This is a genomic window from Herpetosiphonaceae bacterium, from assembly GCA_036374795.1.
GTDB lineage: Bacteria > Chloroflexota > Chloroflexia > Chloroflexales > Kallotenuaceae > LB3-1.
The window spans coordinates 1-22,143 of the sequence record DASUTC010000241.1; the positions used below are offsets into that span (position 1 = coordinate 1).

General features: G+C 66.9%; 5 protein-coding genes. All 5 read left to right on the forward strand.

Going from position 1 to position 22,143, the window contains the following annotated elements; genetic code table 11:
• The coding region (locus tag VFZ66_17965) for an amino acid adenylation domain-containing protein (protein HEX6291076.1) at window positions 1-2,889 on the forward strand (2,889 nt) is incomplete at its 5' end.
• Window positions 2,890-2,967: 78 nt separating this feature from the next.
• Window positions 2,968-4,140, forward strand: a complete 1,173-nt coding sequence (locus tag VFZ66_17970) for a hypothetical protein (protein ID HEX6291077.1) — start codon at window positions 2,968-2,970, stop codon at window positions 4,138-4,140.
• Window positions 4,141-4,201: 61 nt separating this feature from the next.
• Window positions 4,202-15,604, forward strand: coding sequence for an amino acid adenylation domain-containing protein (locus VFZ66_17975; protein HEX6291078.1), 11,403 nt, complete (start codon window positions 4,202-4,204; stop codon window positions 15,602-15,604).
• The gene (locus VFZ66_17980) at window positions 15,588-19,079 is read left to right on the forward strand and encodes an amino acid adenylation domain-containing protein (GenBank protein ID HEX6291079.1); all 3,492 of its coding nucleotides are present in this window, start codon (window positions 15,588-15,590) and stop codon (window positions 19,077-19,079) included. Before VFZ66_17975 ends, VFZ66_17980 begins: the two co-directional genes overlap by 17 nt.
• Window positions 19,072-22,107 carry a beta-ketoacyl synthase N-terminal-like domain-containing protein gene (locus VFZ66_17985; GenBank protein ID HEX6291080.1) on the forward strand — a complete coding sequence of 1,012 codons (3,036 nt, stop codon included), beginning with the start codon at window positions 19,072-19,074 and terminating at the stop codon, window positions 22,105-22,107. The genes VFZ66_17980 and VFZ66_17985 overlap by 8 nt, the downstream gene beginning before the upstream one ends.
• Window positions 22,108-22,143: the final 36 nt, after the last annotated feature.

Consider the following 22,143-nt stretch of genomic DNA (forward strand, 5'->3'; position numbering starts at 1 on the left):
GATCACGTTCGGCGGCTTTCGGTGGATATGCTTCCGCTGACGGAGCGGGCGGAGCAGCCGCTCGCGTCAGTACAGCAGCCGACCGATCTGGCCTATGTGATCTATACCTCTGGCTCGACAGGATTGCCTAAGGGCGTGATGATCGACCATCGCGGCGCGGTCAACACGATTCTCGACATCAACCAGCGCTTCGCGGTCGGGGCGGATGACCGTGTGCTGGCCTGCTCGTCGCTCAGCTTCGACCTCTCGGTCTATGATATCTTTGGCGTCCTGGCTGCTGGCGGCGCGATCGTGATCCCCAGCGCCGCCGAGGCGCGCAATCCCGCGCACTGGCACGATCTGCTCGTGCGCGAGCAGGTGACGATCTGGAACTCTGTGCCCGCGCTGATGCAGGTCTTGGCCGACGATCTGACGACGCGATCCGCGCGGCTGCCCGATTCGCTGCGGCTGGTGCTGCTGAGCGGCGACTGGATTCCGGTGACGCTGCCCGATCAGATTCGCAGCCTCGGCAGCCGCCCGCAGGTGATCAGCCTCGGCGGCGCGACCGAAGCCTCGATCTGGTCGATCCTCTACCCGATCGAGCACGTCGATCCGGCCTGGAAGAGCATTCCCTACGGTCGCCCGATGCTCAATCAGCGCTTCCATGTGCTCGACTCCGCGCTGGAGCCGCGTCCGGTGCTGGTGCCGGGCCAGCTCTACATCGGCGGGATTGGCCTGGCGCTGGGCTACTGGCGCGACCCAGACAAGACTCGCGAGCGGTTCATTATCCACCCGCAGACCGGCGAGCGGCTGTATGCGACCGGCGACCTGGGCCGCTACCTGCCCGATGGGAATATCGAGTTCCTGGGCCGCGAGGATTTTCAGGTCAAGATCCAGGGCTACCGCGTCGAGCTAGGCGAGATCGAGGCCGCGCTGATGCAGCACCCCGGTGTACAGCACGCGGTCGTCGCGGCGGTCGACGGGCACGGCGCGGGCCATCACCGGGCGAAGCGGCTGGTAGCGTATATTGTGGCGGAAGAACCAGGCGAGAACCAGGGACAGCCAACCCCGAACTTGGAGCTTGGAACCTGGAACTTGGAGCTTCGATCCCATCTGCAAGCCAAGCTGCCGCCCTACATGGTGCCGAGCGCGTTTGTGCTGCTGGATGCGCTGCCGCTGACGCCCAACGGCAAAGTCGATCGGCAGGCGCTGCCCGCGCCGGAGACGATCGGCGCGGGCAGCGGAGCGGCCACGATGCCGCCCGTGACCGAGACGGAGCGCACGCTGGCGCGGATCTGGGCCGAGGTCCTAAGGCTGGAGCAGGTCGGCATTCACGATAACTTCTTCGACCTCGGCGGCGACTCAATCCTTGGGATTCAGGTGACAGCGCGCGCCAATCAGGCCGGATTGCCGCTCAGCGCCCAGCAAACATTCCAGTTCCAGACGATCGCGGAGCTGGCCGCGCAGGTTGATGCCGCCGCGCCCGTCGAGTCAACCGCCGAGCCGGGCGTGGTGCTGGGCGCGGTGCCGCTCACGCCGATCCAGCACTGGTTTTTCGAGAACAACCCGATCGACCCGCATCACTGGAACCAGGCGCTGCTCTTCGAGGTTCCGCCCGATCTTGACCTCACGCGGCTCGATCAGGCGACGCGGCAGCTTCAAGCGCACCACGACGCGCTGCGGCTGCGCTTTGCGCATGGCCCGGCAGGCTGGCGGCAGGAGCATACCGGCCTTGAGCAGATCGAGCCGCTGACGTGCATCGATCTCGCGGCGCTGGCGGAAGACGAGCGGCAGGCGGCGCTGGAGACACACGCGGCTGCGCTCCAGGCCAGTCTCGATCTCACAGCAGGGCCGTTGCTGCGCGTCGTCCACTTCCACCTGGGCGCGAACCGGCCCGGTCGCCTGCTGCTGATCATCCATCACCTGGCCGTCGATGCGGTTTCGTGGGCGATCCTGCTGGAAGATCTTCAGCGCGCCTACGAGCAGCGGGGCCTGCCAGCCAAAACCAGCTCGTTCCAGCATTGGGCCGAGCGCCTGAGCGCCTACGCACAGTCCGACCGGGTAGCCGACGAGATCGCGTACTGGCGGTCCACGCTGGGCAGCCACACGACCCGCCTGCCCATCGATGATCCGCTGGCGATCGAGCATAACCTGATGGCCGCGACCGCGACCGTCACCGTCGCGCTGAGCATGGACGAGACGGATAGCCTGCTGCATGAGGTGCCGCGCGCGTACCAGACCCAGATCACCGACGCACTGCTGACGGCGCTGGCGCTGACGATCACCCGCTGGAGCGGCGGTCAATCGCTGCTCGTCGATCTTGAGGCGCATGGCCGCGAGTCGATCGTCGACGCGCTGGACGTATCGCGCACCGTCGGCTGGCTGTCGTCGCTCTTCCCGGTCTGCCTGGATCCGCCACATGACGATCCCGGCGCGGCGCTCAAGGCGATCAAGGAGCAGCTTCGGCGTATCCCGCAGCGCGGCATCGGCTACGGCATGCTGCGCTACCTGCATCACGATTCGCAGGTGCGCGCGCAGCTTGGCGGGCTGCCGCAGGCGGAGCTACGCTTCAACTACCTGGGCCAGATGGATGCGGCGCTGACCGGCGCGGCGCTGCTGACACCGGCATCCGAGTCGAGCGGCCCGGCCCAGAGCCCACGCGGCAAGCGCCCGTATCTCCTGACGATCAACGGCGGCGTGATGCAGAACCGGCTCCAGATCACCTGGACCTACGGCGCACGGCTCTACCGCAGCGCGACGATCGAGCGGCTGGCGCAGAGCTTCATCGCCGATCTTCAGGCGATCATCCGGCACTGTCTGTCACCGGCGGCGGGCGGTTTCACGCCCTCGGACTTCCCAGAGGCCGAGCTGTCTCAAGAGGATCTGGATGAGCTGTTGGAGCAGCTCTAGCCAAGAAACAAGAGAACAAAGGGCTGGAAACTCGAAACTTGAAACTTGAAACTCGCAACTCACACAAAGGAACCGCTCATGCAGCCGACTGTCTATGAGATCACCAGCGACTACGCCGATGTATGGATTGCCAGCGATAACCAGCCCGGCGTGGACTACGGCTACGGCGGTACCCGAATGGTCGAAGCGCACATGCCCGACGCCGACGTTCATGGCGTGCTCGATCGGCTGATGCACTCCGAGAGCGCGCTGAAGAACCAGCTCATCAATAAAGCGCTGCGCCAGCAGGCGCTCAGCGACAGGCTGGCGAGCCGCACGCCGGACGGCTTTATCGAGAGCAGCGTCGGCGGCGCGCGCTGCATCATCCGGCCCAAAAGCCAGGAGCTGGCGGCCATCCTCAACGCTCCGGCCCATCCCCGCTTCACGCAGATCATCGCGACGATCTTTGCGCAGATCGGCGATCTCCTGAATCAGCAGCAGGGCCGCATCAAGCTTACGCCCGACTTTGGCCGCTTCGCTGGTCTGGCCGACATTCTGGCGGAGTTCACGCCGCATGTGCTCGGCATTCGCTGCGAAGATGGCGGCTGCGGCGGCAAGTCGTCCTACTCGGCAACGGGAATCATCGCAGCCCTGGAGACGATCGGCGTTACGCCGGAAACCCACCCAAGAATCACACTGATCGGCTCGGCGGGAGCAATGGGCAGCCACATTCTGGAGTATTGCCAGATCGAGGGCTTTGCCGACATCGGGGCGTGCGATCACGTGTACCATGCTTCGACGACCGACCTGCCAGCGCGCCTGGCGCAGCTTCCCGCTCAGGATGGCATGTTCACCGATGCCTGTCTCAGCCGTGGCGGCGTGATCGTGGCGACGACTGTCGGGCATGAGCTGGAGCACTCACAATGGCAGCGTATCCCGCGCGATACGATCATGCTGCTGGCGCATAACCTCGCGGTTCCTGCGGGTGAGCCAGGCATCGATCTGATGCGGCGGCTGGCCGAGCAGGGCGTGCTCGTGGTGCCCGGCCAGGTGCTGACGCTCGGCGGCGCGCTGACATCGCGCGTCGAATGGTTCTGGCGGCAATCGCGGCCCGGCGAGCCGTTCGATAAGCCGCTGGCACATCTGGTTGTTCGCGCCGTGGTGAGCTATTTGATCGGCGAGATGCTCAGCCAGGCGCACATCACCGGCCTGACGCCCTACGAAACCATGCTGCGCTTCGCCCAGGACCAGCCGACCCAGGTGCAGGTTTAGACGTGGCAATGCCTGCACGCCGCCAGCCACACGGCCCGCTTGAAGCCGGAGCACCGCGAGCATGAGCAAAAAGAATGTCGAGGCTATCTACCCGCTGTCGCCGATGCAGCAAGGCGTGCTCTTTCACACGCTCTACGCGCCGCAGGCGGGCCTGTATGTGCAGCAGATCGCGTGTACCTTGCGCGGCGATCTCGATCTCCCGGTCTTCCAGCAATCCTGGCAGCGCGTCATCGATCGGCATCCGGTGCTGCGCACCCTGTTTTTGTGGGAGCGACGCGACCAGCCGCTTCAGGTGGTGCGGGCAACCGTCGAGCTGCCCTGGGAGTACGCCGACTGGCGCGAGCTTTCGGCGCGTGAGCAGCAGCAGCGGATCGATGCGCACCTTGACGCGGATCGCACGCGCGGCTTCGACCTGACGACCGCGCCGCTGCTGCGGCTGCGGCTGACTCGCCTGGACGCCACCAGCTACCACCTGATCCTGACCTACCATCACCTGCTGCTGGATGCGTGGTCGCTCTCACGGCTGTTCAAAGAAGTGTTCACGCTGTACAGCGCGCTCTGCCAGGGCCGTGATCTGCGGCTGCCCACGCTCCGGCCTTATCGCGACTACATTAGCTGGCTGAAGCAGCAGGATGTCGCGCAGGCCGAGGACTTCTGGCGGCGGACGCTCCGGGGCTTTCACGCGGCCACGCCGCTGGGCGTCGATCGACCAGCGCTGGCGCACGCGGCGCAGGCCAGCGGCTACGCCGAGCAGCGCCAGCACATTCCGGCGGCAACCACCGAGGCGCTTCAGGCGGCGGCGCGTCGGCACCGGCTCACGCTCAACATCCTGGTACAGGGCGCGTGGGCGCTCCTGCTCAGCTACTACAGCGGCACCGACGACGTGCTCTTCGGCACGGTTGTCTCTGGCCGACCACCGACGCTGCCGGGCGTGGAGACGATGATCGGGCCGTTCGTCAACGCCGTCGCCATGCGGGTGCAGGTCGATCGGCGGGCGCGACTCGTCGAGTGGCTGCACCAGATCCAGGCGCATCTGGTCGAGCTGCGCCAGTACGAGCATAGCCCGCTGGCCCAGGTACAGAGCTGGAGCGAGATCCCGCGCGGTCAGTCGCTCTTCGAGAGCATTCTGGCCTTCGAGAATCATCCGGTCGAGGCGCTGGCGCATGAGCAAGGCATCGATCTGATCATCGAGCAGGCGCGCTCGTTCGAGAAGACGAACTACCCGCTGACGATCCGCGTCGTGCCGGGCAGCGAGCTGCTGTTGTGGATCGTGTACGACGACCAGCGCTTCGACGCTGCGGCGATCGACCGTTTGTGCGGTCACTTCCAGACGTTGCTCGAAGGCATCGGCGCGGCGCTTGAGGAGTCGCATGCCCGCCGCCTGGCCGACATCGGGCTGCTGACAGCCGACGAGCGGCAGCGCTTTCAGAACGGCCATACCATGCAGCCCGCCGATGTCGAGCCGCGCGCGCTGCATCAGATCTTCGAGGAACAGGCGCGCCGCCGTCCCGACGCGATTGCGCTGGTCTTTGAAGACATGACGATCAGCTACGCCGAACTTAACCGCCGCGCCAACGTGCTGGCCCAGGCGCTCATGGCGCGCGGCATCGGCCCCGGCGGCTACGTGGGCATCTGCCTGCCGCGCTCGGTCGATCTGGTCGTGAGCGTGCTCGCCGTCCTCAAGGCGGGCGGCGCGTATGTTCCGCTCGATCCGAGCTACCCCGCCGAGCGGCTGCACTTCATGCTCGACGATACGGCGGCGGCGGTCGTGCTCAGCCATGCCGACCTGGCCGATCAGCTTGATTCGGCGCATTCCGGCAGCCGGGCGCAACTGCTCTGCCTCGACACCGAGTGGGAGTCGCTCGCCGGGGAGTCGCTCCGCAGCGCCGAGAATCCGCCCTGCGCGGTCACGCCCGACGATCTGGCCTACATCATCTACACCTCCGGCTCGACCGGCCAGCCCAAGGGCGTGATGGTCGAGCATCGCCAGATAACACGGCTCTTCGCGACGACGCGGGCCTGGTTCCACTTCGACGAGCGCGATGTCTGGACGCTGTTCCACTCCTACGCCTTCGACTTCTCGGTCTGGGAGATCTGGGGCGCGTTGCTGCACGGCGGTCGGCTGGTGATCGTGCCCTATCTGGTCAGCCGCGCGCCGGAGCGCTTCTACGCGCTGCTGGCGGAGCAGGGCGTGACTGTCCTCAATCAAACGCCGTCGGCCTTCCGCCAGTTGATGCAGGCCGAGGCGCAGGCGACGACCAGCCAGCCGCTCCGGCTGCGCTCGGTGATCTTCGGCGGCGAGGCGCTCGATCTCCAAAGCCTCCGCCCGTGGTTCGAGCGTCACGGCGACACACAGCCGCAGCTTGTCAACATGTACGGCATCACGGAGACAAGCGTCCACACAACCTATCGACCGCTCCGCCTGGCGGATCTGGATCAGGCGGGCAGCCTGATCGGACCGCCGCTGCCCGACCTTCAGCTCTATATTCTGGAGCCGCAGAGCTTGCAGCCGGTGCCGATCGGCGTCGCGGGCGAGCTGTATGTCGGCGGCGCGGGCCTGGCGCGCGGCTACCTTGGCCGCCCTGAGCTGACCGCCGAGCGCTTCATTCCGCATCCGTGGAGCTGCGGGGTGCCATGCCCAGAGGGCACCCGGCCAGGCACCGGGCCCGGCGCGCGGCTGTACAGGACCGGCGATCTGGCGCGCTATCTGCCCGATGGCGACATCGAATATCTTGGCCGGATCGACCAGCAGGTGAAGATCCGGGGCTTTCGGATCGAGCTGGGCGAGATCGAGGCCGTGCTCCGCCAGCATGACGCCGTGCGCGACGCAGTGGTGATCGCGCGGGAGGAAAACGGACATAAACGGCTGGTGGCGTATGTCGTAGAACAAAGAACAACAGAACAACGGAACAAAGAAGAGGACCAAACACCACCTTCCCTCTCGCCTGCGCACACCGAGCGGGAAGGGGACCCGCGAGGGCGGGGAAGGGGGTGGCGGGGTGCCCTCTGGGCGGCGATTGGGGGTGAGGGCCTCACCTCCAAACTCCAAACCTATCTCAAAGACCGATTGCCGGACTACATGGTGCCGAGCGCGTTTGTGGTGCTCGATAGCCTGCCGCTGACGCCCAACGGCAAGCTCGATCGCCGTGCACTGCCCGCGCCGCCAAGCGACCGCCCCGCGCTGGAAACGGAGTACGTTCCGCCATCGACCGCTGAGCAGCACGCGCTGGCAGAGATCTGGAGCCAGGTGCTTGGGCTGGAGCGGATCGGCATCCACGATCATTTCTTTGCGCTAGGAGGCGATTCGATCCGCAGCATTCAAGTGCTGGCGCTGGCCCGCGAGCGTGGCCTTGAGATCGCGCTGCCGCAGATCTTCCAGCACCCGACGATCGCGAGCCTGGCCGAAGCGCTGGCCGCAGCGACGGTGACGGATGCGCCCGCCGAGCATCCGGTGACAGCGGCCTTCGACCTGATCGCGGAGGACGATCGCGGGCGCTTGCCCGCCGGTCTGGACGATGCCTACCCGCTGACGCAGCTCCAACTGGGGATGCTCTTCCACAGCGAGGCCAGCCCCGCCACGGCGATCTACCACGATATTTTCAACTTCCAGCTCACGGCGCCCTTCGATCAGCCAGCGCTGGCCCAGGCGATCGAGCAGCTTGGTGCCCGCCACCCGCTGCTGCGCACATCCTTCGACCTCAGCAGCTTTAGCGAGCCGCTTCAGCTTGTGCATCGGCAGGCCGCGATCCCGCTTGAGGTCGTCGATCTGCGCGGGCTATCGTCCCACGAGCAGGCCGCTGCCGTCAAAGCCTGGCTGGAGGCGGAGAAGCAGCGCCCGTTCGATTGGACGCAGCCGCCGCTGCTGCGGTTTCAGGTCCACCGGCGCAGCGACGCCGCCTTTGAGCTGGCGCTGAGCTTCCATCATGCCATTCTGGACGGCTGGAGCGTCGCGTCGCTGCTGATGGATCTGTTCCAGCTCTACTTTGCCGGGCTGGGCCAGGGACCGGAACCAGTACCGCCGCCGCAGGCACAGTTCCGCGACGCCGTGGCGCTGGAGCGGGCGGTGCTCCAATCCGAGGCGGCCCGGCGCTACTGGCGCGAAACCCTGGCCGACGCGCCTGTTGCGGCGCTCCCGCGCTGGCCCGCCGAGCAGCGCGCCGAGCCGTTGCCGCCGATGCGCGCCCACAGTGTGCCGCTTGAAACAGCGCTGATCGCCGATCTGTACCAGCTTGGGCGGCTGGCCGAGGTGCCGATCAAGAGCGTGCTGCTGGCCGCGCATCTACGCCTGCTCACACTGATCACCGGCCAGCCCGATATTGTGACTGGCATGGTTTCAACGATCCGTCCCGAAACAGCCGACGGCGAGCGAGCGCTGGGATTGTTCCTCAACACGCTGCCGCTGCGCCTGACGCTTGAAGGCGGCACCTGGCTCGATCTTCTGCGCGCCACTTTTGCCGCAGAGCGATCGACGCTGCCGTTTCGGCGGTATCCGCTGGCTGAGATCCAGCGCCAGCGCGGCGGTCAGCCGATCTTTGAGGCGCTCTTTAACTTCACCCATTTTCATGTGTACAAGCGATTGGAGCGCGTTCCCCAGGTGCGCGTACACGACGGCACGGTATTTCAGGAGACGAATTTCGTCTTCGAGACTCACTTCAACGTCGACCCTGAGCAGGAGCAGATTCACCTGAGCCTGCTGTACAGCACCGCGCAGCTCGTCCAGCCGCAGGTCGTGATGATCGGCGAGTACTACCGCCGGATTCTCCGCGCCATGACCACCCGACCGGCGGAATCCTATCGTGATGCCGCGCTGCTGCCAGCCCATGAGCTGCGGCAGATGCTCAACGAGTGGAACGCCACCCAGGCGGCCTACGATACCACTACCGCCCTGCACCGACATATCGAGCGGCAGGTCGCGCAGACGCCCGACGCGATTGCGCTCAGCTTCGAGGAGTCGCGGCTGAGCTACCATGAGCTGAACGCACGGGCCAATCAGCTTGCCCACTACCTCGATGAGCGGGGCATCCAGCCGGATGAGCTGGTCGGCGTGTGCCTCCAGCGCTCGATCGATCTGGTCGTCGCGCTGCTGGCAGTGCTTAAAGTCGGCGGCGGCTACGTCCCGCTCGATCCCGACTATCCTCAGGAGCGGCTGCACTTCATGATCGAGGACGCGGACGCGCCGGTGCTGCTGACAACAACCGCCCTCGCGCGGCAGCTTCCAGCCTACCGGGGCCAGATCATCTGCCTCGATCGTGACTGGCCGGTGATCGCCCAGCGGCCAGCCGACAATCTTGCCGTTCACGTCACGCCCGACCACGCGGCCTACATGATCTACACCTCCGGCTCGACCGGCCAGCCCAAGGGCGCGATCAATACGCATCGCGGGATCGTCAACCGGCTGCTCTGGATGCAAGACACCTACGGGCTGACCGCCGCCGATCGCGTGCTGCAAAAAACGCCCTACAGCTTCGATGTCTCGGTCTGGGAGTTCTTCTGGCCGCTGCTGAGTGGTGCCCGGCTGGTCATCGCCCGGCCTGAGAGCCACAAAGATCCTGAGTACCTGATCGACGTGATCAACCGTGAGCGGATCACCACGCTGCATTTCGTGCCCTCGATGCTTCAGGCGTTTCTGGAAGCGCCGAATGTTGAAAGCTGCGTGAGTCTACTGCGCGTGATCTGTAGCGGCGAGGCGCTGCCCCACGAGCTGCAAGCGCGCTTTTTCGCCCGTCTCAAGGCCGAGCTGCACAATCTGTACGGCCCGACCGAGGCCGCCGTCGACGTGACCGCCTGGGCCTGCGAGCGCGAAACTCAACGCTCCAGCGTGCCGATCGGGCGTCCGATCGCCAACACGCAGATCTATCTGCTGGATCGCTGGCTGCATCCGGTGCCGATCGGCGTGGCCGGTGAGCTGCATATCGGCGGCGTCCAACTGGCGCGCGGCTACCATCGCCGCCCCGCGCTCACCGCCGAAAAGTTCGCACCGCATCCGTTCAGCGATACACCGGGGAGTCGGCTCTACCGCACCGGCGACCTGGCGCGCTACCTGCCCGACGGCACGATCGACTACCTGGGCCGGATCGATCACCAGATCAAGGTGCGCGGCTTTCGGGTCGAGCTGGGCGAGATCGAAAGCGTGCTCCGCCAGCATGAGGCCGTGCGCGAGGCGGTGGTCATGCTGCGGGTCGAGCCGGAGCCGCAATTGGTAGCGTACGTTGTAACAAACAAAGACGCCGGGCGCCCTTTGGGCATGGCGCCCGGAACAGAGAGCAGCACGGCCAATGACTCGGGTTCCTTGCCCTCTGTTCCCTGTTCTCCCCAGGAATTCCGCGCGTTCCTGGGGTCGCACCTGCCCGACTACATGGTGCCGGGCGCGTTCGTGCTGCTCGACGCGCTGCCACTGACGCCCAACGGCAAGCTCGACCGCACGGCGCTTGCCGCGCTGGATGCCCGCCCCGATCAGGCTCAGGTCGAGTATGTGATGCCTCAGACCACGATCGAGCGAACGATCGCGGCGGTCTGGCAGGATGTTCTGCGCGTGGAGCAGGTCGGCCTGTACGACAACTTCTTCGACCTCGGCGGCCACTCGCTGCTGCTGATCCAGGCACGCAGCAGGCTGCGCGAGGCGCTCAGCGTCGATCTGCCGATGACCGACCTGTTTCGCTACCCGACGATCCACAGCCTGGCGCGGCATCTTGCCGATCCCACAGATCCAGCGGAGCACGCGGGCGCGCTGCCGACGCGGCAGCCGACAGCGCGCGTCGACAGAGGTGATAGAATAGCGATTATCGGTATGTCGTGCGCGGTGCCTGGCGCGCCCACGCTTGAGGCGTTCTGGGCCAACATCCGCGACGGCGTGGAGTCGATCACGTTCTTCTCCGACGACGAGCTGGTCGCGGCAGGTGTCGATCGGGCGCTGCTCGACGATCCGCGCTATGTCAAAGCGAATGCTCTGCTCGACGAGATCGAGCGGTTCGACGCGGGCTTCTTTGGGTACACGCCGCGCGAGGCCCAGCTCATCGATCCGCAGCAGCGCTTGTTCCTGGAACATGCCTGGGCGGCGCTGGAGCACGCGGGCTACAGTGCCGCGCCATCGACCGAGCCGTCCGCTGAGCGGGCGCGGATCGGCGTGTTTGCGGGCACGAGCATGAATAGCTACCTGCTCTTCAATCTGTACACCAACCGGGATCTGCTGGCGGCGACCGGCAACTTCCAGACGATGATCGCCAGCGATAAAGACTTCCTCCCGACGCGCGTCTCGTATAAGCTGAATCTCAAAGGGCCGAGCATCAACGTTCAGACCGCGTGCTCGACCTCGCTGGTGGCGGTCCATCTGGCCTGCCGCAGCTTGCTCGACGGCGAGTGCGACACGGCGCTGGCCGGCGGCGTGTCGATCCGCGCCACGCAGCGCACCGGCTACCTCTACGAAGAGGGCGGCATCGCCTCGCCGGATGGTCACTGCCGCGCGTTCGATGCGGACGCGCACGGCACCGTCGCCGGGAACGGCCTCGGCATCGTCGTGCTCAAGCGCCTATCGCGGGCGATCGAGGATGGCGACACGATCTACGCCGTGATTCGCGGCTCGGCGATCAACAACGACGGCGCGCTCAAAGCGGGCTATACCGCGCCTGCGATCGACGGTCAGGCCGAGGTCATCGGCGCGGCGCTGGCAAACGCCGCCATCGATCCGGCGACGATCGGCTATATCGAGGCCCACGGCACCGGCACGCCGCTCGGCGACCCGATCGAAGTTGCCGCGCTGAATCAGGTGTTTAGGGGACGACCGCCGCGCTCCTGCGCGATCGGATCGGTCAAGACCAACGTCGGCCACCTGGATGCTGCGGCAGGCGTGATCGGGCTGATCAAGGCGGCCCTGGCGCTCTACCATGAGCAGATCCCGCCGAGCCTCAACTTCGAGTCTCCGAATCCCCAGATCGACTTCGCCAGCGGCCCGCTGTATGTCAACACCAGCCTCCAGCCCTGGCCCCGCACTGACCAACCACGCCGCGCTGGCGTTAGCTCGTTCGGCATCGGCGGCACCAACGCGCATGTTGTGCTGGAAGAAGCGCCGCAGCTTGATCCAGCCACATCGATCGCTGGATCGGGCTGGCACCTGCTGCCGCTCGCGGCTCGCAGCCAGGAGGCGCTGGATGTCATGACGGCACAGCTTGCGGCGCATCTGGCGGCCCATCCCGCGCTCGATCTGGCGGATGTCGCGTACACGCTGCAAGCCGGGCGGCACGCCTTTGCTCACCGGCGCGTGCTGGTCTGCCACGACCGCGACGACGCGATCGAGGCGCTGACCAGCCGCGACCCGGCCCGGCTGATCGGCGGCCAGGCTCCCAAACCAGGATCTCGCGGCGATCATCCCCTGATCATGATGTTTCCCGGCGGCGGCGCGCAATATGTCAACATGGCCCGCGACGTGTACAACGACGTACCGCTGTTCCGCGCCGAGGTCGATCGCTGCTGCGCGCTGCTGGAGCCGCTGCTGGGCTTTGATCTGCGTGCCCTGCTGTATCCGCCGGAGACAACCAACGGCCAGACGCCGCCGCTCAGCCGCACCTCGACCGCGCTGCCCGCGCTGTTTGTGATCGAGTACGCGCTGGCGCAGCTCTGGATGAGCTGGGGCATCCAGCCTGTCGCCATGATCGGACACAGCCTGGGCGAGTACGTCGCCGCGACGCTGGCGGGCGTTTTCTCGCTCGAAGACGCGCTGGCGCTGGTCGTCCGGCGCGGCCAGCTCTTCGAGCAGCTACCGGCGGGAGCCATGCTGAGCATCGCCTTGCCGGAGCAGGCCGTGCTCGATCTGCTGCGCTCCGTGGACGCCCGCGATCGCGCCATTGCCGCCGTCAATGGGCCGGAGCTGTGTGTCGTCTCCGGCCCGGTGAGCGCGATCGAGGAGCTGACTACCACACTCACCGCACGCGGCATCGAGTGGCAGCGGCTGCACATCGACGTGGCCGCTCACTCGCCGATGGTCGAGGCGATTCAGGCCGAGTTTACGGCGTTCGTTGCCACGCTGACGCTGCACGCGCCGCGCACGCCGTTCGTCTCCAACGTGAGCGGCACCTGGATCACGGCGGCGGAGGCGACCGATCCCGACTACTGGGGCAGGCACCTGCGCCGGACCGTTCGCTTCGCCGCCGGGCTGGAGGCGATCGTCGCCCCCACAGAGGCCGCGCCGGTCTTGCTTGAGGTTGGGCCGGGCCAGACGCTCAGCGCGCTCGCCAGGATGCAGCCCGGCTACACATCAGCGATGACCGTCATCCACTCGCTGCGCCGCCCGTACGACCGGCAATCCGACTGGTCGGGCCTGCTCGAAGCGCTGGGGCGGGTCTGGATCGCTGGCGGCAGCCCGGACTGGTCGGCGCTCCACCCACTACCGCGCCGCCGCGTGCCGCTGCCAACGTATCCCTTCGAGCGCGGGCGCTACTGGATCGAGCCGCAGCCCATCGCGCGCGACGGCACGAGCCATTCGGAGGCTCAGGTCAAATCCGACATCGCCGACTGGTTCTACATTCCCTCCTGGCAACGCACCTTGCAGCCGCGTGCCGCGCGTATCGCGGCTGACGCTGAATCGGTCTGGCTGATCTTCGCAGACCAGATCGGCCTGGGCGAGCAGATCGCGGCGCAGATTCGGAGTCGGCAGGGCCGCGCGATCACCGTTGCGACCGGCGCTCGGTTTGCCCGCCACGACGGGCAGCGCTATACGCTTGACCCGCGCCGCAGCGCCGATTACGAGACGCTGATCGCGGAATTGCGCGAGCACCGCCTGCTGCCGCAGAAGATCATCCATGCCTGGACCGTCACCCCGACCGCGCCGTCGACCACCGACGCACAGCACGTCGAGCGTACACAGGACCACGGCTTCTACAGCGTGATCCGGCTGGCTCAGGCGTTCGAGCAGGCGGGTATCACCGCGCCGATCGAGATGCTGGTCGTCGCCAACCACCTGCATACCGTCACCGGCAGCGAGTCAATCGATCCGGCCAAAGCGACGGTGCTCGCGCCCTGCCTGATCCTGCCACAGGAGTCTCCGCAGATTACCTGCCGCAGCGTCGATGTCGCGCTGCCCGATGCCGCGCCCGCGCTGGCCCGTCTGGCCGATCAGCTCATCGCCGAGCTGACCGCAGCCCGACCGTCCGAGCCGGTCGTCGCCTACCGTGGCGAGCAGCGCTGGACGCAGCGCTTCGCCGCCGAGCGGCTGGAGCCGGGCGAGCCGATGCGTCTGCGGGAGCGCGGGGTGTACCTGATCACGGGTGGGCTGGGCGGCATCGGGCTGGTGCTGGCGGATGAGCTGGCGCGCACGCTCAGGGCAAAGCTGATCCTGGTTGGCCGCACGGCCCTGCCGGAGCGCGAGCGCTGGCCCGACTGGCTGGCGACGTACGGCGACGATCCGATCAGCCGCAAGCTGCGCGCGGTGGAGGCGCTCGAAGCGCACGGAGCCGAGGTGCTGATCGCCAGCGCCGACGTGTCCGATCAGCAGCAGATGGCGGCGGTCGTGCGGCATGCCGAGCAATCCTTCGGCGCGATCCACGGCGTGATCCATGCCGCCGGACTCGCGGGCGGCGGTCTGATCCAGCTCAAGACTTCCGCCCTCGCCGATCCGGTGCTCGCTCCCAAAGTCCAGGGCACGCTCGTCCTCGACGCGATCTTCGCCGATCGGGCGCTTGACTTCATGCTGCTCTGCTCGTCGCTCAGCACGATCCTCGGCGGGCTAGGCCAGGTCGATTATTGCGCGGCCAATCTGTTCCTCGATGCGTATGCGCACGTCGCCACGGCCCGACGCGGCAACTTCACGCTGGCGATCAACTGGGATCGCTGGCAGCAGATCGGCATGGCGGCACCGCTGGAGGCCGAGCATCTGGCGCTGGCCGGATCTGAGCTGACGGGCGGCATCTCGACGACGGCAGGCTGTGAGGCGTTTCGGCGGGCGCTGTGTACCAGCGGCGCGGCCCAGATCGTCGTGGCAACGCGCGACCTCGATCGCCTGATCGCGCGCAGCCGACAGGTGAGCGCGACGCGGCTGCTTGAGGCGCTTGACCAGATGCAGCGCAGCGGTGCGGCTCATCCACGCCCCAACCTTGAGACGGAATACATCGCGCCGCGCAACGAGCACGAGCAGATCATCGCGGAGATCTGGCAGAGCCTACTCGGTATCGAGCGCATCGCGGTGCATGATAACTTTTTCGAGCTGGGCGGCCACTCGCTGCTGGCCTCGCGGATCGTCGCTCGCATCCGTGACGCCGTGCAGGTCGAGCTGCCGTTGCGCGCGCTCTTCGAGCAGCCAACGATCGCCGGACTGGCCGCCGCTGTCGCCGACCTGCAACGCACGCGACAGGAGAGCGCCAGCTTCGAGGCCATCTTGCAGGAGATCGAGAGCCTGTCCGACGATGCCATCCTGCACGTGCTCGACGAAGCGCGCCGCGATCCGCCCAGGAAGGACTCCCATGAATCCACTCTTTGAGCGCATGACCGCGCTCACGCCCCGGCAGCGTGAGCTGCTGGTGCTGCGCATTAAGCAGCAGGGCGTGCCGCTCGCGGCGATCCCGATCGTGCCGCAGCCGCGCACCGGCGAGCCGCTGCCGCTCTCGTTCGCTCAGGAGCGGCTCTGGTTTCTCGGCCAGCTCCAGCCCGACAGCCCGGCGTACAATATTGCGCTGGCGGTGCAGATGCGCGGCCCGCTTGATCTAACCGCGCTCAGGCGCAGCCTCGACGCGATCGTGAGCCGCCATGAGATACTGCGCACGACCTTTCGCGAGCAGAGCGGCCATGTCGGCCAGTCGATCGCGGATAGTCTGGCGCTGGCACTGCCGCTGATCGAGCTGGATCGGCTGCCGCGCGCCGAGCAGGAGCGCCAGGTGCAGCAGCTTGCCGCCGAGGAGTTTTTGCGGCCCTTCGATCTGGCGCGCGGCCCGCTGCTGCGCACCACCCTGGCGCGGCTGGATGGCACGTCGCATGTGCTGCTGCTGACGATGCATCACAGCATCTCGGATGCGTGGTCGATGGCGATCTTCTTGCAGGAGTTGGCGGCGCTCTATCGATCGTTCGCCGATGGAGAAGCGTCGGGAGAGCTGCACGGGCTGCCGATCCAGTACGCCGACTTCGCCGCCTGGCAGCGACAATGGCTCAGCCAGGACCCATCGGGCGCGTCGCTGCTGGCCGATGAGCTGGCCTACTGGAAGCAGCATCTCCGCGATGCGCCACCGTTCCTCGATCTGCCCACCGATCGTCCGCGCCCGGCAGCCCAGACGTTTCAGGGCGCGTCACAGGCGCTCACGATCTCCGCCGATCTTCTCGCCGGGCTGAACGCGCTCAGCCAGCAGGAGGGCGCGACGCTCTTTATGATGCTCCTGGCGGCCTGGCAGCTTGTGCTTGGGCGCTACGCCGGGCAGGATGACGTGCTGATCGGCTCGCCTATCGCGGGGCGGACCCGCGCCGAGCTGGAAGGATTGATCGGCCTGTTCGTCAACACGCTGGTCTTTCGGGCCAGGCTGTCGAGCGCGCACTCCTTCCGGGCGCTGCTGCGGCAGGTGCGCGAGACGGCCCTGAGCGCCTACGCGCACCAGAACGTACCGTTTGAGCAGTTGATCACCATGCTCCAGCCGATCCGCGATCCGGCGCGCACGCCGCTGGTCCAGGTCATGTTTGTGCTGCACACCACACCACCGCCGCAGATCGACGTGGCCGGGCTGTCGCTCCAAACACTGCCGATCGAGCGCCGGGCGGCCAAGTTCGACCTGAGCCTGGAGATGATCGAGACGCCGCACGGCCTGAGCAGCGCCCTTGAGTACAACAGCGATCTGTTCGACGCCGACACGATCACCCGGCTGCTGGACTACTTCCGCCACGCGCTGCACACGCTGGTCGCGCAGCCGGACACGCCCATCGGACGGCTGAATCTGCTGCCCGACGCCGAGCGCGCGCTGATCCTGCCGACCGGCAGCCAGAGCTGGAACGCGACCGCCGCAGCCTACCCGATCGAGCGCGGGCTGCACGAGCTGTTCGAGGCGCAGGCGGCACGTACGCCTGAGGCCATCGCCGCGATCGACGGCGCGACGCGCCTGAGCTACGCCGAGCTGAGCCAGCGCTCCAACCAGCTCGCGCGCTATCTGCGCAGCCTGGGCGTCGGCGGGTGCCCGCAGGGCGAGACGCTGGTCGGCGTCTGCCTGCCGCGCTCAGCCGAGATGCTGGTGGCGCTGCTGGCGGTGCTCAAAGCGGGCGGCGCATACCTGCCGCTCGATCCGGCCTATCCTTCTGCCCGGCTCCAGTTTATGCTGAGCGATGCGTGTCCGCTGGCGCTGATCACGCAGCAAGCCCTTGCGCGTCTGCTGCCGACCCATACCGCCAGCGTGGTCTGCCTGGACGCTGACTGGCCGGAGATCGCCTTGCAGCCGACGACGGCGCTCGTCAGCAGCGCCACCGTCGATCATCCGGCCTATGTGCTGTATACCTCAGGCTCGACCGGACAGCCCAAGGGCGTGATCGGCCTGCACCGGGGCGCGCTTAACCGGCTGCACTGGATGTGGCAGCGCTTCCCGTTCGCGGCGGATGAGATGTGCTGCATCAAGACATCGCTCAACTTCGTCGACTCGGTGTGGGAGCTGTTCGGGCCGCTGCTGCACGGCGTGCCGGTCGTGCTGATCGCCGACGATCTGCTGATCGATCCCGATCGGCTGGTCGACGTGCTCGCGGCGACGCACGTCACCCGCATCGTGCTGGTGCCGTCGCTGCTGCGCCTGCTGCTGGATCGCTGCCCGGATCTCCATCGGCGGCTGCCAGCGCTCAAGCTGTGGATCACCAGCGGCGAGGAACTGCCCGCCGCGCTCAGCGCGCAGTTTCAGGCGCGGCTACCTGAGCGCCGCCTGCTCAATCTGTATGGCTCGTCCGAAGTCGCCGCCGATGTCACCTGCTATGAGCTGCCACCCGACGAGCCATCACGCGGCCACTCGCTGATCGGGCAGCCGATCGCCAACACGCAGATCTACCTGCTCGATAGCGACATGCAGCCGGTGCCGATCGGCGCGGTCGGCGAGATCTACGTCGGCGGCGTGCAGCTTGCGCGGGGCTACCTCAACCGGCCCGCGCTGACCGCCGAGCGTTTCGTGCCCGATCCGTGCTCCGCGACGCCCGGCGCGCGGCTCTACAAGACCGGCGATCTGGCGCGCTACCTTGCCAACGGCATGATCGAATTTCGTGGTCGGCGCGATAGCCAGCTCAAGGTGCGCGGCATGCGCGTCGAGCTGGGCGAGATCGAGGCGACTCTCAGCCAGCATCCCGCCGTGCGTGAGGCGATCGTGATCGACCAGCCGCGCAGCGGACAGACCCGGCTGGTTGCGTATGTTGTGGCAAACAAAGAACAAGGGGAAAACCAAGAACTCGAAACTCGAAACTCGAAACTCGAAACTCGAAACTTGGAACTCCGAGCCTTCCTCCAATCTCGACTCCCCGACTACATGGTGCCGAGCGCATTCGTGGTGCTCGACGATCTGCCGCTCACGCCCAACGGCAAGCTCGATCGCCGGGCGCTGCCCGACGCCGATCGGGACGCGGAGCAGGCGCGCGCGACGAGTCCTGCGCTGGTGCTGCCCGAAACAGGCATTCAGCGCGCCATCGCGGCGGTCTGGCAAGATGTGCTCAAGGTCGAGCGGGTTGGTATGTACGACAGCTTTTTCGATCTTGGCGGGCACTCGCTGCTGCTGGCCGAGCTGCGCTACAAGCTCAGCGCCGCGCTAGGCCGCGAGATCTCGATGCTGGAACTTTTCAAGTCGCCTACGATCAGCGCGTTGAGCGCCGCGCTCAGCCCGGCGGACGAGCCGAGCGAGATGGTCGTCGACAGCCAGCAGCGCGCCGAGAGCCGCAGCCGCTCGGCGCAGCGGCAGCGCCAGCGCAGGCAGCACTCGTATCTTTCCCACACCGACGAAGGAGCAGACGATGAGTGATCCTGCCGATGCGATTGCGATCATCGCCGTCGCGGGCCGTTTCCCCGGCGCGGACAGCCCGGAGCAGCTCTGGGAGCGAATCTGCGCCGGGACGGAGCTGATCACGCGCCCATCCAGGGCCGAGCTAGCCCGGCAGGGAGCGAATCCGGCCTGGCTGGAGCAGCCCAACTATGTCGCGGCGGGCGGTCTGATCGACGGCATCGATCTGTTCGACGCGCCGTTTTTCACCTTCACACCGCGCGAGGCGGAGCGCACCGATCCACAGCACCGGCTCTTCCTCGAATGTGCCTGGGAGGCCCTGGAGCGCGCCGGGTACGACTCCGAGACGTTTCCTGGGCGGATCGGGCTGTACGCGGGCGAGCGCGCCAATAGCTACCTGCTCTCGCATCTGCTCCAGAATCCCGGCCTGATGCAGACGCTTGGCTACTCGCAGACGCTGATCGGCAACGATCGCGACTTCCTGGCGACGCAGGTCGCCTACAAGCTGAACCTGCGCGGCCCCTGCTTCACCGTCCAGACCGCCTGCTCGACCTCGCTGGTCGCGGTGCATCTGGCCTGCCAGGGGTTGATCAACGGCGAGTGCGATCTGGCGCTGGCTGGCGGCGTTGCGATCAATGTCCTGCTTCAGGACGGCTATGTCTACGAGGAGGGCGGCATTCTCTCGCCCGACGGCTATTGCCGCGCCTTTGACGCGCAGGCGCAGGGCACCGTCGCCGGAAACGGCCTGGGGCTGGTGGTGCTCAAGCGGCTTGAAGCAGCGCTCGACGATGGCGATCAGATCCTGGCCGTGATCCGTGGCACCGCGATCAACAACGACGGCGCGCACAAGATCGGCTACACCGCGCCCAGCATCCAGGGCCAGGCCCAGGTGATTGCCGACGCGCTGGCAGTGGCCGATGTCGCGCCCGAAACCATCGGCTATGTCGAGACGCATGGCACGGGCACGCCGCTGGGCGATCCGATCGAGATAGCCGCGCTGACGGAGGCGTTTCATAGCCAGCGGCGGCAGTTCTGCGCGATCGGCTCGATCAAAACCAACCTCGGCCATCTCGATGTGGCCGCCGGAATCGCCGGGCTGATCAAGGCGACGCTGGCAATCCATCATGGTCGGCTTCCGCCCAGCCTGCACTTCACGCGGCCCAACCCGCAGATCGATTTTGCCAACAGCCCATTTTATGTCAACACCAGGCTGCAAGCGTGGCCGCAGGGAGTCACGCCGCGCCGCGCGGGTGTGAGTTCGTTCGGCATCGGCGGCACGAACGCGCATGTGGTGCTCGAAGAGGCACCGCCGCGCAAGGAGCCGGAACCGTCAGCCGACGCGCAAGTGCTGGTGCTCTCTGCCAGAACACCGGCAGCGCTGGAGCGCGCGACCGATCGGCTGGTCGAGCATCTACGAACGCATCCAGAGCAGCGGCTGGCCGACGTTGCCTATACCTTGCAGGTTGGACGACGCGCCTGGCCGTACCGCCGCATGCTGGTGTGCCACGGCCACGACGACGCGATCGAGGCGCTGGCGACCAACGACCCCGCGCGCGTGCTGACCAATCTGGTGGAGCAGCCGAGCCGCCCCGTGGTGTTTATGTTTCCGGGCCAGGGCGCGCAATACGCCGAGATGACCGCAGAGCTGTATCAGGCCGAGCCGACGTTTCGGGCACAGGTCGATCGCTGCGCACAGCGGCTCAGGCACTACCTCGACTTCGACCTTCAGCGCGTGCTCTATCCCGGCGCTGCCGCTGCGACGCCGCACCTGGATCAGACCGAGATCGCGCAGCCCGCGCTCTTTGTGATCGCATACGCCGTCGCCCGCATGCTGATGGCCTGGGGTATTCGTCCGGCGGCCATGATCGGCCACAGCCTGGGCGAGTACGTCGCCGCGACCCTGGCGGGCGTGCTCTCGCTCGACGATGCGCTGCGGCTGGTCGTCGCGCGCGGACGGCTGATGCAGACGCTCCCGCCCGGCGGGATGCTCTCGGCGGCGCTCTCGGAGCAGCAGGCGCAGCGCTTCATCGACGCGGAGATCGCGCTGGCTGCGGTCAATGGCCCGGCGCTCTGCGTCTTCTCAGGCACGCTGAGCGCAATCGAGCGCTTGGAGCAGCAGCTCACGGTCCAGGGCATCGAGTGCCGTCGGCTGCACACGTCGCGCGCGTTCCACTCGCCGCAGATGGAGCCGATCGTCGAGCCCCTCAAGGCCGAACTGAGCCAGATCGCGCTCAAGCCGCCGAAGCTGCCCTACCTCTCCAACGTCACCGGCACCTGGATCACAGCGGCGGAGGCGACCGATCCCGACTACTGGACGCGCCATCTCTGCCAGACGGTGCGCTTCGGCGCGGGCGTCGAGGTGCTGGCGCACGATCCCGACCGTCTGCTGCTGGAGGTCGGGCCGGGACGCACGCTGACCACGATCGTCAGGCAGGCGACGGGGCGGCTGGTGCTGCCGACGATCCGCCACCCCCAGGATCGACAGTCGGATCTGACCTTCCTGCGCGCCACGCTCGGCAAGCTCTGGCTGAGCGGAGCCAGCGTGAGCTGGTCGGCGGCTGCGGCTCCTGAGCGGCGGCGCGTCCTGCTGCCGACCTATCCGTTCGAGCGCCAGCGCTACTGGCTGGACTCCCAGCCGACGGAAGCCGCTCGCGAGCAGCCGGGCAGCGCGGCGATCGACGCGGCCAGCCCACCCGCAGCGCCGGGCGTTCAGCATCCCAGGCCGATGCTACTCAACAGCTACGTCGCGCCGCGCAACGCGATCGAGCAGCAGATCTGCGCGATCTGGCAGGAGCTCTTCGGCATCGATCAGGTGGGCGTGCATGATAACTTTTTCGAGCTGGGCGGCCACTCGCTGATCGGCACACAGGTGATCGCCCGGCTGCGCGATGTCTTCGCGCTCGATCTGCCGCTGCGCAGCTTCTACGAGCACGCGACCGTCGCCGAGCTGGGCGAGATTGTGGAGCGCCTGTTTCTGGAGCAGCTTGAGCAGTTGCCCGAAGATCAGGCGCAAGATCTGCTGGCGCGGCTGTTTCAAAGCGACGATTGACGACCAACCGCTCGACGGCATCTTTTCAAACGCGCG

Coding starts and splice junctions, on each gene's coding strand:
- VFZ66_17980 (HEX6291079.1), top strand. CDS start 15,588: ATGAATCCACTCTTTGAGCGCATGACCGCGCTCACGCCCCGGCAGCGT.
- VFZ66_17975 (HEX6291078.1), top strand. CDS start 4,202: ATGAGCAAAAAGAATGTCGAGGCTATCTACCCGCTGTCGCCGATGCAG.
- VFZ66_17970 (HEX6291077.1), top strand. CDS start 2,968: ATGCAGCCGACTGTCTATGAGATCACCAGCGACTACGCCGATGTATGG.
- VFZ66_17985 (HEX6291080.1), top strand. CDS start 19,072: ATGAGTGATCCTGCCGATGCGATTGCGATCATCGCCGTCGCGGGCCGT.